Origin of the sequence: Acinetobacter sp. ANC 4805, assembly GCF_022549495.1 — a bacterium.
GTDB lineage: Bacteria > Pseudomonadota > Gammaproteobacteria > Pseudomonadales > Moraxellaceae > Acinetobacter.
This window is the reverse complement of record NZ_JAKZGD010000001.1, coordinates 362,003-377,086: the sequence shown is the minus strand read 5'-3', so window position 1 is coordinate 377,086 and position 15,084 is coordinate 362,003. Positions and strand designations below refer to the sequence as shown.

The following is a 15,084-nucleotide window of genomic DNA, read 5'->3' as shown; positions in this document are numbered from 1 at the left end:
GATTTTAAATAAATTTAAACACAAAGAAGGAGCGAACAAGCGCCCCTTCTAAAATCACCTAACGTAAATTAGATGAAACTCTCTTTTCAGCGATAAAGCATTGCGACATGCGAAATAGCGAAAACAAAGTAAAATCGAATTAACGACGTAAACCTAATGCGCCAATCAAAGCAACATAACGACCGTGATCTTTACCGTTTAAGTAGTCAAGTAATTTACGACGTTGGTTAACCATACGGATCAAACCGCGACGGCTATGGTGGTCGTGTTTATGTTCTTTAAAGTGACTTTGCAAATCATTGATTTGAGCAGTCAATAAAGCAACTTGTACTTCAGGTGAACCAGTGTCGTTTTCTGCGCGAGCAAATTTAGCGATGATCTCTGCGCGATCTGCGTTAGTTAAAGCCATTCGATTTCTCCGAGATGCTTAAAAAATAAAATGATAATAATCAGTTGAACCCAACTGACTGCCGTGCATCACTACAGCAAGTCGCCTATTTTAAGTGATCTATCGTTATATTGCAAAAATGTTTTAACTTCTTTGGCATTTCGGCAGCTGACAGCCTTGAACAAAATAGGCACACTATCATGTATCTGTTTTCAATTTATGACAGAGATGAAAGAAAACGAAAATATTGCGAGGGAATCGTGAAAATTTTATCAACCAATACCTGTTATGTATCAAATGACCTCAATCAAGTCATTCGCTCAAAAGATGAAGTTGCGGCTGAATTGGGTGGAATGACTGAAAAACAGATTCAAAAAATTTGGAGTAGTGTTGAATGTCTTTATAAAACAGGAAACTACCCATTAATTACTTTATGTTTACGTCGTCAGGGGAAAATTCTTTTAAACCGTAGTATTGGTTATGCACAAGGCAATTCGCCAGATGGCTTAGCCGCTGATGCTAAAATTGGCACACCAGATACGCCTATCTGCTTATTTTCTGCATCGAAAATGGTCACTGCGATGCTGATTCATATGTTAGACGAGCGTGGTGATCTGAATCTACTTGATCCTATTAGTTACTATATTCCTGAATATGGTGTAAATGGCAAACGTCGCGCCACGATTTTTCATTTACTCTCTCACCGTGGTGGCATCCCTCGTATTGACAGTGAAGTCACACCTGAACTTCTATTCAATCAAGAAGAAATTTTAAAACGTCTTTGTGCAGCCAAACCAGTTTCACCATCAGGTACTCATCTTGCTTATCATGCAGTGACTGCAGGTTATATTTTAGGTGAAATTGTTCAGCGTGTTACAGGACAAAGTGTTCGTGAGTTTCTAGCTGAAAATATAGAGAAACCAATGGGATTAGACTATTTCAATTATGGTCTAAAACCTGAATATCGCTCTGATATGGCACTTAACTATGCAACGGGTATTCATCCAAGCTTAGGCACAGATCACTATTTAAATCATGTGCTTGGCGGTGGTTTACAATTGGCAGTTGATGTCACCAATGATCCTCGTTTTATGGATACGATTTGCCCTGCTGGAAATATTTATACCAGTGCTGAACAGGTCGGTCGTTTCTTTGAAATGCTCTTGAGCGGTGGCGAGTACCAAGGTAAAGAAATTATGAGCGCAAAAACCGTATTTCGCTCAACGCTTCCAACCTCTGGAACAAGCTTAGATCGTACCCTACTTGCGCCAATGCGCTATGCACTTGGCCCGATGCTTGGCAGTAATCCTTTAGGTTTATTTGGGCCGATGACTGGACAGGCTTTTGGACATATCGGTTTCTCAAATATTTTATGTTGGGCTGATCCAGAACGTGATATTAGCGTATCGCTGTTATCCACAGGAAAATCTGTGGTTGGAACGCATTTACCTGCGCTCGCAAAAACGCTTTATCAAATCTCAACGAACTGTCCAAAAATACCAAAGAATCAACGTCGTTCATTATTTGCAACAGATCGCCATGAAGCGGATATCGTCTAGCCAGAAAATATAAAAAAAAAGAGCCCAAGTCAGACTTGGGCTTTTGCGCGTTATTTACAGTTATTTTCAGTTATTTTCAGTTATTTTCAGTTATTTTCATTTTACTATTATTATTTGCTTATGCTTTTATTGAACTACCGTCAGACCCTCTGAACGTATTTTCTACATCATTTTTATGCTCTTTTCATTTGTGTATTTAGTCCCTTTGTACTGACTATTCTGTCAGAAGCAATTGTGGAGAAAAATAGCATTTTTCTCATCTCAGTGTAAGCTAAAACGTACAGGTCTGTATAACATTTAACTTAATAATACACAAAAATTGTCAAACAATCATGTTTTTAATTTAAACTTCTGGTTCAAACCTTATATAGAAAAACTAACTATCTAATAAAAGAAGCTTAAACCTGATATCCTCGATTAAAATGCACATGATTAGAATAAATCCGATGATGATCATCACATTAACACTATATTTGTGTAAAAATAAAAAAGCCTTGTAGTCTCTCCCAAAACTACAAGGCTTAGCGGCTGTAAGTTTCCTCTTTTATCACTTACCTCACTGTAAGTTCGCTGTCTAATTGACTTTATTATTATATTTGTGCGATTTACCTAACTTTCCTTGCTAGGCTCTTTGTGTATACATAATCTCAAAAACAGTTATTTCACTCTAGCGACAATATCTCGAATTCGTGTAAGCTTTTACTTACAAAACAGTGAATTTTAAAGAATAAGTTCACAATCACCCTAAATTGATCTTTTGCACTAAACCACTCCGTCGTACAGTCCGAATTGTAAGCGCTTGTTGCAACGCATTCGGATCAGCCAAGATACTCACCACTTTTTTAGCACGGGTTACGGCAGTATAAATGAGTTCCTGACTCAATAATTTTTCTGCCTTTGCATCTAAAACAATTGCCGTATGCGTAAATTCAGAGCCTTGAGATTTGTGAATTGTTAAAACAAAAGCCGTTTGCATATTTCGAGGCAAACGATGGGCTGCTATCCACTTATTTAAGCTTGGAAAAAATACTTCAAATTGCTGTGGCTGACTTCGATGCTTAAAACAGATGCCGATATCACCATTGGAAAGTCCGAGTTGATAGTCATTATAGGTCATCATAACAGGTCGACCGATATACCAATCTCCCACCGCAATTTGTTTAAGTTGCTGATTCAACCATCGTTCTGCATAGCGATTTAACTGCTCTATACCTAAAGCGCCATGCTTGACTGCTGCAAGTATCCGATAGTCATCAAATGCCCGAATCACCTGTTGAATGTCATCTGCTGCATCACCTCGGTATATATAGTCATTTAAAGCTGCTAGATAGTTTTGAAATCCATACATCAGTTTCTGTTGATAAGGCTCAATATCATACTGCTCTGGCAAATATTCCAATTGGATCAGATCAAGCATCTCTTTGGAGAATGTAATCGGTTGCAATCCCTCTGCTTTGACAATTTCTGTCTCTAACTTCGACAAAACGGAATGATGTGCTGTTGCATGTTGCTGAGCTTGAATAAATCGTGCAAATTGCCCAATTTTGGCTTCATCTGAAAAGCGACGGCTATTTTTAAGCTGCACACGATTCTCTGCCAAAGCATCAACTTGCTGTAAATCCGCCAAAACTGAGCCGACGTCAACCGAAGCCAATTGATTGGCATCGCCCAATAAAATAATACGACAATGATCAGGAACCGCTTCAAATAATGCAGTTGCTAGATTTAAATCCAGCATTGAGGCTTCATCCACCACGATCACATCATAAGGTAAGGGTTGTTTCTGATCAAAACGAGGCGTTTGTCGATTACCCATGCCCAATAACCGATGTAAGGTTTGCGTCGTTTGGTTACGCAATTCATCGGTAATGAGACCTGATTCCAATAGTTTTGGATCATTAAAGGAATTTTGCAATGCCTCTTGCATTCGTTGTGCTGCTTTCCCTGTCGGTGCTGCCATCGCAATACGAATATCAGGAATCATCTGGTTCAAGGCAGCAATAATACGTGCCAAGGTATAGGTTTTACCTGTTCCAGGTCCGCCCGTAATGATACTGAGCCATTGTTGCAATACCATTTTCAATGCAGCTTGTTGATATTCATCACTCAATAAATTTTGATAGCTTGAAAGGTCTATAGTCTGAGTCGTTTGTCGCTTTAATCGACAAATCTGATGAGCGAGGCGTTGCTCTAGTTGCCAATATCGGTATAATGCCAAGCCCTGCTGATCGTAGACACATGGGGCAACCTGAGTTGTTGCGATTTCGCTCGAAACAGCTAAATCACCCAGTGCTTCAAGCTGTGTCGTATCGACTTCGATACAACTGTCACCTTGCAAGCTGGCTTCAACCAATTGCTGTAAAATATGCGCAGCGTTAACTGCTTGAGCAGACTGAGAAAATGGTGCTTGTGTGAGGTAGTTACTCCACATATTCAACCAAGTCATTTGTTCTGACTGACCACTGATTAGCTTGTCCACAGAGTTATCCTCAAACTTACCCACACGCTTGTCCACAAGGTTATAAACACTCTTATCCACATGATAAGTTTTTGTTTAATCTAAAATCATCTATTTTATCTACACTATTTTTCCTGCTTTATCCTCAGTGAAATATCCGAGAATCGCATCTAAGCGTAAAATAAACTCGTCCTCAGGTTTCCAGTAAAAATAACCTTGCTGTGCTTGCCCATTCATCCCACGCAAATACAAATAAGACGCACCACCCAAATGCTGTTGCATATCGTAATCCTGCAATTTCACACTGAGATAACGATGCAATGCCACTAAATATAAAGCGGCTTGTAACCAATAGCTCGACAACGACATGCTTTCAGCAATCTGTGCTTGCTGATAATCCGCCTGTTCTGCACCCAAATAATTACTTTTATAATCGGCAATATGGTAGCGCTGGCCATCAAAATAAACCAAGTCGATTGAACCATTCAGATAGCGAGCAGATTTAGCCTCAAGTAACTCAGGCATGTCGATGCCATATTCCTCAAAGAGTTGCTGCACCCGTTGCATAGCAAGGACACGGTCTGACAATGCCAAATAAAACGGACACTCTGATAAATATTGCCCTGTGACTAATTGTTGTAGTTGAAAGCTATGATTGAGAGGTGTCTGTAATACTTCAGCTAACCACGCCACAATCCATTCATATAATTGCTGCTCTGCATTTTCCTGTTTTGGAAAATGTTGTTGGTACTGTTCCAACAGTGCTGACCATAAACCTTGATAGGTATTTTTAAAACGACGGCGGATTTCTTCACGCCATGTCTGAGGTCGTTGGAAATCAATCTGCTCAAAAATTTCGTGCAGAAAATTCCCTGCTAACGTCCCTTTCGGGAAATATTGTTTAATCCAAGCAATCGGTTGAGCCGTTGCTCTATTTTCCAGTTCAGCCAAATTCAACTCATCTTCTGCTTGCTCAAAATCGGCATCAATATTGGCTAAACGATCAACACGATTCGCTTTGTGTTTTAAATGCTGTGCGAGGTAACTAAAACTGGTCTTAGCACGTGCATAAAAACGCTGCGTAGGTAACAATTTTGCTGAAATAATAATGTTCTGTTGTGAGTGCTGTGTCTGTAAAGCCTTTGGTCGCTCTAAAATCAAAGCCTCATCCAAGCTATACGGATGCTGGAAGCTTGCTCCTTGATTCTTCCAAAATGCCAATCCAGCGTGTTTATTTTTATCACCCTTTTCAGGCTCAAACACCGCATAGACACGATGACTGGCACGTGTCAGTGCCACATACCACAACCGATTTTGTTCAGCTAAAGCACGTTGTTGATGTTGATCCAGTTCTGTTTGTTGTAAGAAGTTTTTATCTGCAATGGCGACAACACGTTGGGTTCTAGTTTGTCCTGTTTCAGGCACTTGAATGTCCGTTGTCGAGAAATTTAAAGTTTTTTGTACTTCTGAAAAAGCTTTATTCGCACCTAACAGAAATACGATTTTATATTCTAGACCTTTGGATTGATGGATGGTCATCAACTGCACACCTGCCTCATTCGACAGCTTGTGTTCGAGTTCCCACTCCCGATCACTAGGTGAGTGCAATTGTTTTAAATACCAGTGATACAGGTTTTGTATACCTTGCACATGCTCGCTACGCCGACTCAAGATATCGGTCAGGTGACGCAAATTCACCACAGCTCGCTCATTGTCTTTGCTTTGGGTGGCAACCAATTGCTGCCAAATACCAAACTGGTTTAGACAACACTGCCATGCTGCCAAGAAACCTTGATTGAGCCACATCTCACGAATATCATCGAATTGCTGGATATAATGGCTTAACCCCTCGGCACTTTGTTCCAATGCCAATAACCGAGTTAAATCAAAACCAAATAAACGACTCAGTAACGCACGTTTTAACTTGGCTTCATCATAAGGATGAAGTAATGCGGTGAATAATGCACCTACATCTTGCGCAATCGCTGAATCAAACACACTACGTTTCGATGGTCGATTTACCCGAATCCCAATGCGCTCTAGCACATATTGCACTTCATCGAGTTGGCGATGGCTACGGGAAAGCACAGCAATATCATCCTCACCGATCGCTTGCTGTGTTTCAGCGTCTAAATATAATTGCTTGGCATATGCCTGATTCAATAAGGTTTGAATTTTCCAAGCCACTTGAGTCGCTTGTTCACTCCCCTCTTGCAACTGTAACCAACGCAAAGGTGCAGGATTAATCTGTGCATGTTCAATTAAAGCAGGATGTGGACGTGAACCTGCTTGAATCGGGTCATACACAACCTGTTCACCAAAATCCATCTGTCGCTGAAATAGTGCATCTACCACTTCTACCAACTGCTTGACGGAGCGATGGTTATGAATCAATTTATATTCATGCCCTTGCTTCGCCATAATATCCTGATACGCATTCAGGAAAGTCAGCATATCTCCACCACGGAAACCATAAATCGCTTGCTTACGGTCTCCCACCATAATCATGCAGCCCTTTTGATAACGTTGCGGATGCCGCCAAATACTGGCTAACATATCATCCTGATCTTGGTTGGTATCCTGAAACTCATCCACTAAAATCAACGGATATCGTGCTTGTACAAACACCGCAAAACGTTGCCCTTGCTCACCTTTTAAAGCTTCTGAAAGTGTTTTAATTTGCTGAGCAAAAGTGGTTTCACCTTTTTGTTGCAACACTTGAGGCAATCGTTTTTTGACTTCAATACATAAATACGCTTTTAAATATACCTGTAGTTGTTCAAATTGCTGCTGTGTTCTTTGTAATGCGTGGCAGAGCTTTTGAAGTTGTAAAATCGTTGGGTGCTGATAAAAACCTTCCGCAACATCCGCTGGACATTTTTTGAAAATCTTTTGATGCTCGAGTTTGTCTAAAAACTTAAATACCGCATCTCGAGCATCGGCAAAATAGGCATCAAAAACCTGTACATTCTCTGGTGTATCTAAGGCTTTTAATAAAAGTGGCAATGATTCACTAAACAATTTATTGAATGCATTGTTACGGAAAGATGTGCCATTAATATAGCTATAATAAGCCCCATCCAAATTGTAATATTCAGCTAAGCCACTCAATTCAATCTGCTGTGCTTGCTGTTGCCATTGTTGTCGTTGAGCTAGCTCAATTTCAGGCATTTCGGGTAATTTAAATTGGGCTGAACTAAAATTCAGCGAGCTTTCGACCATCCCCACAAAATGATCAACACTTTTGAGCCCACCCACCGTATAAAGTGTATCAATCACTTGCTGTGGCTGTAATTGAATCCATTCTCTTAATACATCATGAATCAGTTGACGCGTATATGCTTTTGCATCTTCGGTGATCTGAGCGCGTTCAATTTTGCCACTTTCAAAGGCAAATTCTCGCAATAGCTTTTGACTGAAGCTATCTAGTGTTCCAACAAACAACTCATCTAATTGATCAATCACCAATTTTAGCCGTTCACAAGCATATGCCATACGAGGTGCAAAGCTTTGCAAAAGGTGTTGCTTCAGTGGGTCTGACTCATGTTCTACAAGTTTATGAATATCCGTTTCTAATACGCTACGTAATGGCTCTAAATATTCTTGGATCTCGACCAAACGTAAACGAATACGGCTTTTTAGCTCGGCAGCAGCAGCACGCGTAAAAGTCGTAGCAATCACCTGATTAGGTAAATATTTTTCTAGAAAAATCCGTACCATCAAACTCGATAAGGTATAGGTTTTACCTGTACCAGCGGAGGCTTCAATCAGATGTAAACCTTCAAATTGAATATCACGAATGGGTTGATAAGACACTGGATATTGTGAACTCATGTCTTACTCCACACGTAGAAATTCAAAAATTGGTTGGTACAGTGCATAAGCATAATGATCACAGGCATCGTGTAATAACGCGGTTGCATCCTGTTCCTGTAAAATAAATTTCCAGTCACGATGCAATTTACAGGCTTCGTTTTGGGTCATATCCAAACCAGAGAAATCCCCTGTATCATTCCAGTCTTTCAACACTTGTTTTTGACTATCTTCAGCTAAAATTTGCTTTGACTCTAGCTCAATCCATTCATGCTGTTTGCCTTTTTCCAACGGTTTTAACAATAATGCTGCGGGTAAAACCACAGGTTGTTGCTGTGCATCCTGCCATAATCGCAACCAATCATTTAAATAAGACTGTGCTTGCTCAGTATCGAGCCCTTCACAAATCACGGTTTGATCGCTAAACACCACAATACGGCGTTTCTTAGTTACTGAATCGCTATTTAAGAACGTGAGCCACAACAAATATTCCAACCAGACTTTGGTCAGCCGTTTGGCACGTGCGCTAGAAGCATCCAAACTCACCCAGTCTTGTGTCAATTGTTTAGGGGTCAGACAACTCATTTGTAATTGTTTCGATATCCGCCAAACACGCTGTGTCGTTTCCGTTGGTACAGCCGCATATTGTTGTAAACGCTCTAATAAGCGTTGTTGCTCTAAACAACTTTGCTGCCAAGCACTTTGCTGAACCTTGCCAACAGGTAATTGATCTTGCAACATGTCCAATGAAAGCGTTTCATCACGCTGCTGTAAAAAATGGCGAATCGCATATTTGCCTAAACCATCTAACAATAAAGGCTCACTTTGATCCAGCACTTCCGCACTACTTAAATTTTCCACACCCAAGGTTTTTAAATACAATCGTGCAGGGAAACACACATCCTGAATCCATTGCTGACTATTCAAAATAAGCATTTCATTCTGTTCAATTGGATAAGCTGTATTGACCCAAGCTTGTCGTTCACCTTTGACTTGCTGAATTTGCGATGCCACTTTAAACCAGTGGTCTTGATAACGCACAGGACGATCAGCAATAAAGCCCAGTGGATCAAAAGGCTGTAAGCGATGCAGATGGTAAAGTGGATAGAGCTGTGAAGGGATTTGTAAAGCTTCATAGTCTTCCCCCAAAGAATCCCCCTTAACCCCTCTTTCAGAAAAGGTGTGGGAAGTCTCTCCCACAGGTAAAGACTTAGAGAGCGAAGGCTTCACGATCAAAGCCAAATGATCTCGGAAACCTTGCAGCACACTGGACGGCTCTCGCACTTCACCATCGCCAAAATCAAAGCCATTATAAAATAACCAAATTTGCTCTTGCGCCAACAATACCGCATCCAAGAAAGCCCCTTGGTCATCTTCTAAGCGAGAACGATCACCCAATTGTTGACGTAATGCATCCATTAAATCAAAAGGAACATGGCTGTCCCGATTTGGAAACTTACCTGTATCCAAATTCAATAACACAATCAAACGATAAGGAATCGGGCGAATTTGTCCAATTTGGCTAAAAGTAATTTGCCCCGTCGGTTCAACTTGTGCCGACTGACTTTCTAAGCTGCGTTGGATTTCTTCGATAATATAAGGCAATGGCAGAGAGATTTGCCGTAACTGGTTTTCCGCATCGTCATAATAACTTGCCAAGGTCAACATACGTTCTTGCTTTTGGATAATCTCACGAACGGCTTTTAATGCCACGATATCCGCTTGTTCAAACTCTTGGACATCTGCTTTGATATGGTTTAACCATGTTTCTACAGGCAAACGTTGCCCTTGTTCATGTGCCACCAACCAATTTCTACGCGCTGATAAATCATGATAAATCTGAATCAAAATCCCAATCAATTCAAAGTCACTTGGCTGTACCAATGCATAACTGAGCGTTTGTTTCACCATCACATGCGCAGGCACTGCAATTCCTAAAGCTAAGCGATCCAACGCAAATTTAAGGCTATAACGATAGTCTTGATCATCTGCGCTTAAACTTTGTTTGAGATGTTGCTCGTCCAAACCACGTTTGAAACCAGCATCATTGAGCAACGCCAAGATGCGTTGGGCTTGGCTATAATCGAAGCCATATCGTTGCTGAGTTGCTGATAAATTCAACCAATCCGCAAAGTCATCTTGCGTTAAACGCCCTTGCGTCAATTGTAAACGTCCGAGTACGGCTCGCCATGCATTTAAGGCATCTAACTGTGCTACACCTGCAATTTTAACAGGTAAAAAGACTTCATGATCATTGGGTGCCGAAGGGAAAATACTCCGAATGAGTGGCTCAAGTTCAGTGAGATTTGGGGTCAAAATCAATACATCACTTGGACGGCGAGGTATTACATCGGCTTGCGACAACCAATGCACCAACTGCTCTTTTAACACTTCCAGTTGTCTGATACTGGAATGGCACACATGAATCTGAACTGATTCATCATCCGCAGCTAATTCATATTGCGCTGCGATCGGTTCAGCCAAATAGAAAATATCTGACTGAATTTTACCAAGTAAGTTCTCAGGAAAATGGTCAACAAAGGCATCAACCCAATTGCCTTCTTCCCCTGCTGAAAGTTGAGACAATAAGGAGAAGTTATCTCGTGCCTGTTTACCTAACCGTGTCAGCAAGGGATGACGAGATTCACGGTTTAACGCATTAAAACCTAAACTAAAGCTTTCAAAAAATGCCGAGATTTCTGCATCAGTTGCCTTAGGGTTTTTAGCAATAAAACGCTCTTTAACACCCAAATCGTATCGCTGTTTCCATAACGGATCGACACTGTCTGCCCAATATTCTTGCGATGGGTTATAGTGCAAAATCACCACATTCAGATATTGCCCCAAACGGCGTAAAAACTGTAGCTGGCTCGGTGGCAAATCCAAGATTGTAAATACAATCACCTGATGCGGTAACTGTGATAATGCCTGTGATCGAGTCTGTTGGTTATCTAAAATTTCCCAAAAGTCAGCATCAATACCTTGCATTTCAACAAAATCGGCATGGAAATAGTTTTGCCATAACCAACGCTGCCAAGCTTCTAGCTGTTCAGTTTGTTGTAATGTAAAGGCGGAAGTTTGTTGATCCGTTTGCGACATTAAATGTTCAATATTCAGGGCTTTATTTTGCCCCCAAGCCGATAGCCAGTTACCTGAACAAGTACACTGACCTTGGCATCGACGTTGACAATAACCACGATAAATCATGTAGTTGTTAAATAATTGTGAGACTTGTTCTGCGACCCAATACAACATACTTTGCTTTTTAAGCTGTTTTTCTGTGCTGTGTTTCAACTGATCTGCACTGTCATAAATCCGTTGCACAATCGAATATAAAGGATGATCTTGTGCAAGGGTATTTTGTTCAGGCTGAATCGAAGGTTGTAAGGCTTGATGGATACGCCATTTTAAAATTAATCGTGGAATATTGGCTTTACGAACCTGTTCTTTGTTTTCAAGTACTTGTTGATAGGCATACCATTGAAAACCGCGAATTTTTTGATGAAATTGATAATTGGCAGTCATACCCTGTTGTTCAGCAATTTTCTGGGTCAACCATTGTTCTTGTGCGGGGCTAGGGACAATAAAATGCTGGGTTTTAAACACCTGAAATACGGAATTACTCGGTTGGGTAATTGATGCCATCACGCCTTGTAATAACACATCGAGACGTTGACTTTGAATAACATGAATACCCATGTATGACTATAACCTCATCAAAAAACGATTATTTTATTGCACGAAAACGTACATATTTATCACTATACAACTTCATATAACTATGTCACGTTAAACACACAAGGAAATAAAAAATTGTTTTGAAATCTACCATTCCATACGATTAAATGTACGATCAAGGGATAGACTCTAGGTATAACTTTATGAAAATTGAAAAAATTCCTGATGCCATTGACCCAAGCTTAAACTTGGAACAAATTCGTGAAGAATGCTTAGCACTCACAAAAAATCGCGCATATTGGTCAGCAGGTGCAGCGATTGTACCCATCCCATTTTTTGATGTGGTGGTTGATTTGGGCATGCTGACACAAATTATTCCCTATATTAATGCTCGCTTTGGTTTAGCACCTGAACATATCAGTGTTTACGACCCTGAAACTAAAAAAGTACATTGGGATGAACTACGCAAACGTGGTTTCGAATTTTCAGGTTTCGTCGTCGCTCGAACTGCAATGAAAAAATCCTTTAATGGTTTTTTTACTAAAATCGCAACCAAGCAAGTGACCAAGTTTATTCCTTTAGGCGGACAACTTGTTGCTGCAAGCCTCGGTTATTTTATGATGCGTAAGATCACTGAAGCACATATTCAAGACTGTTATAATCTTGCCAAGCGTATTCAACAAAAGAGCCGAAGCACTATCGTGGCTTAATCAGCAACTCTTGTCATGATAAGGCGGGTTAACCCGCCTTAAGTTGCTTTAAAATCGCTTTTAGAACTTCAATTCGTGCTGTGTTTTTATCATCAGTAGAAATCACATACCACGGCGCATAATCAGTATGGGTTCGTTCAAACATATCCGCCGCAGCATTTAAATAGTCATCCCATTTATCACGATTACGCCAATCTTCTTCAGTAATCTTGAAACGCTTATGCGGGGTTTGTTCACGATCTTTAAATCGAATTTCTTGTTCATCTTTACTGATTGCAAGCCAAATTTTCACAATCACAGTTTGGCTATCTACCAAGTTTTCCTCGAAACGGTTGATTTCGTTATAAGCACGTTGCCATTCAACAACTGAGGCAAATCCCTCTATACGTTCAACCAGAACACGTCCGTACCATGTACGATCAAAAATGGTAATTTTCCCGCCGTCATTGAGTTTATTCCAGAAACGCCATAGATAAGGACGACGTAATTCATAACGCTCAGGCGCAGCAATACTATGAATTTCATACTCACGTGGATCTAATTTTTTGACAATTCTTTTTATTGCCCCACCTTTACCTGCTGCATCCATCCCTTCAAAAGCAACAATCACTTTCCGTTCGTCGTAACGTAGAGCATCCGCCACTTTTTTGGTTAATTTATTCAATTCCTCTTTATAGTCATCTTTGTCTAGGCTTTGCTTTGGGGGTTCTAACAATGCAGTTGGAATCTGTGCTTGCTGCCATTTTTCAGTGACTTTAGTTTGATGGTCAGGCAACTCTTGTAAGGTTTGCAATACATACTGGGCAAAGCATTGATCACGTAAGGCTTCGTCTTCACCGTCAATCACAAACCAATCATCGGTAAATCTTTGGCTTAAACCTTGTAACGTATCGTACTGTTTTTTATTGCGCCAATCTAAGCCATGCAATTTATGCCAATGCTGTTCCGAAGCATCAATTTGGTCTAAGCGTTTTTGTAAAGACTTCCACGATAAATCAAACCAAACTTTGACCACATGCACATTATTATGTTGTAAATCATGTTCAAAAGAACGCATCTGTTCGATATAAGCATCAAACAATGTTTCACCTAATGGTTTTGACACATGCATGGCAGTTGAAAGCAAATCACTGTACCAGTTCCCAAACATCACCACGATCTGACCTTCGGCAGGAATAAAGCGCGTATAAGACTGCCAAAAGGTTTGATAGGTCGTTAATAACCGTGGTGCATCGGCTTTAACTCTTAAATAGCGTGGGTCTAACCATTCTCGTAATTGTTTAACCGCTTCCCCTTTACCTGCCAGTTCAATCCCACTCACCAAAATCAGAACACTTTTTGCATTTTTCTTATCTTGACTATCTTTTAAGGCATATTGAGCTTCAATCAAATCTAAAGACAACGCATCTTCATCACGCAATTCAAATTTTGGTTGTTGTACACTCATATTCGGCTCTAAATGGCTCATTATTAAGAATAAGTATAGTTAAATCTATTTCACTGCATGCAAAACCCTTGTACAGTTTCTGTAGAGTAGAATCAGTGTATAAACATACTGACCGATTGTTAGACATTTAGGGTTTAAGCTGTCATGGTTCTTCGTTATGATGCAGCCTATGATTTTCTGGTTTTATTTTCTTTGAGTTCGAACATGTCAAAACTCGCAGCATTTGATCATCTTTTATTACAATACCAAACTTTGAATTACCACCAAAATCCAGCACTTAAGCAACGTCTGCATGAAGTACAAGCGTGGATGAAAACACGAATTGCAGGAACACACCAAGAATTTTTTGCCCTGCCTGAAAATCAACTGATGGCACAATATTTTCTCAATCGTTTATATGGTGGCCCAGACTTTGATGCAATTGCACAACAAATCGAACGCCTCTTAAAGTACGCCCATAAAGCAGAAAAATTACTACCTGAAAATGCGATAAAAACAGGAACTAAATCGGTCAGTCTCGCCGTACTTGCAACACGACTCGATGAACAAGTCGCAGAACAACTGCTCGAAGATTATCCTTTAGAAACACCTTTAACTGATGAAATCATGCGCCAGACCTTAGTCAAACTCGATCAAGGTGATGCACGTTATGAACAATTACAACTCCTTGATGAACTTGGTCTCGCATTAGATAAATACATGCGTTCAACCATGATGTACGCTGCATTTAAAATGTGTAAAGGCATTGCCAGCAAATATCAATTTGAACAAATGTATGAATTCATTCAAGAAGGTTTTGCAGCAATGAAACCGATGAAATCTGCAGCAGCTTTTATCAAAACGTTTACCGAGAAAGAACGTGAAATCATTGAGAAAGTTCATGCAGGTCATCCTAACCCCTTTCGTGGCTAAGTTTGATCGACCATCCCTCTTTGATTAAAGGGGGATTTTTTAAGCCCATAACAAAAATTAAAATACTTTTGAGCAAGTGACTTTCTGTATATTATTCATAACAATGATATGCTAAACCC

At 40.2% G+C, this 15,084-nt stretch carries 8 protein-coding genes; 3 read left to right on the top strand and 5 right to left on the bottom strand.

Annotated elements, in window-relative coordinates; translation table 11 throughout:
* Positions 1-139 precede the first annotated feature (139 nt).
* Positions 140-409, bottom strand: a complete 270-nt coding sequence (gene rpsO / locus MMP60_RS01730; protein WP_241334693.1) for a 30S ribosomal protein S15 — start codon at positions 407-409, stop codon at positions 140-142.
* Positions 410-648: 239 nt separating this feature from the next.
* Between rpsO and MMP60_RS01725 the strand changes: the two genes are divergently transcribed.
* Complete coding sequence (locus MMP60_RS01725) at positions 649-1,947, top strand: beta-lactamase family protein (RefSeq protein ID WP_241334692.1); 1,299 nt, start codon at positions 649-651, stop codon at positions 1,945-1,947.
* Between the two features lie 739 nt (positions 1,948-2,686).
* On the opposite strand, the gene recD is transcribed toward MMP60_RS01725, so the two are convergent.
* The 3 genes from recD to MMP60_RS01710 all read right to left on the bottom strand — a co-directional run bounded on the left by recD (position 2,687) and on the right by MMP60_RS01710 (position 11,917).
* Positions 2,687-4,426 (bottom strand): exodeoxyribonuclease V subunit alpha, encoded by a 1,740-nt coding sequence (gene recD / locus MMP60_RS01720; RefSeq protein WP_241334691.1) that lies wholly within the window; start codon positions 4,424-4,426, stop codon positions 2,687-2,689.
* A gap of 99 nt (positions 4,427-4,525) precedes the next feature.
* Complete coding sequence (locus tag MMP60_RS01715; protein ID WP_241334690.1) at positions 4,526-8,239, bottom strand: UvrD-helicase domain-containing protein; 3,714 nt, start codon at positions 8,237-8,239, stop codon at positions 4,526-4,528.
* 3 nt (positions 8,240-8,242) lie between these two features.
* The gene (locus tag MMP60_RS01710) at positions 8,243-11,917 is read right to left on the bottom strand and encodes an exodeoxyribonuclease V subunit gamma (protein ID WP_241334689.1); all 3,675 of its coding nucleotides are present in this window, start codon (positions 11,915-11,917) and stop codon (positions 8,243-8,245) included.
* A 182-nt stretch (positions 11,918-12,099) separates the two neighbouring features.
* Here MMP60_RS01710 and MMP60_RS01705 point away from each other — a divergent pair, with 182 nt between their 5' ends.
* Positions 12,100-12,606, top strand: coding sequence for a hypothetical protein (locus tag MMP60_RS01705; protein ID WP_018677427.1), 507 nt, complete (start codon positions 12,100-12,102; stop codon positions 12,604-12,606).
* Between the two features lie 28 nt (positions 12,607-12,634).
* On the opposite strand, the gene MMP60_RS01700 is transcribed toward MMP60_RS01705, so the two are convergent.
* Positions 12,635-14,053, bottom strand: a complete 1,419-nt coding sequence (locus MMP60_RS01700) for a phosphate--AMP phosphotransferase (RefSeq protein WP_241334688.1) — start codon at positions 14,051-14,053, stop codon at positions 12,635-12,637.
* A 204-nt stretch (positions 14,054-14,257) separates the two neighbouring features.
* Between MMP60_RS01700 and MMP60_RS01695 the strand changes: the two genes are divergently transcribed.
* Positions 14,258-14,965 (top strand): hypothetical protein, encoded by a 708-nt coding sequence (locus tag MMP60_RS01695; RefSeq protein WP_241334687.1) that lies wholly within the window; start codon positions 14,258-14,260, stop codon positions 14,963-14,965.
* Positions 14,966-15,084: the final 119 nt, after the last annotated feature.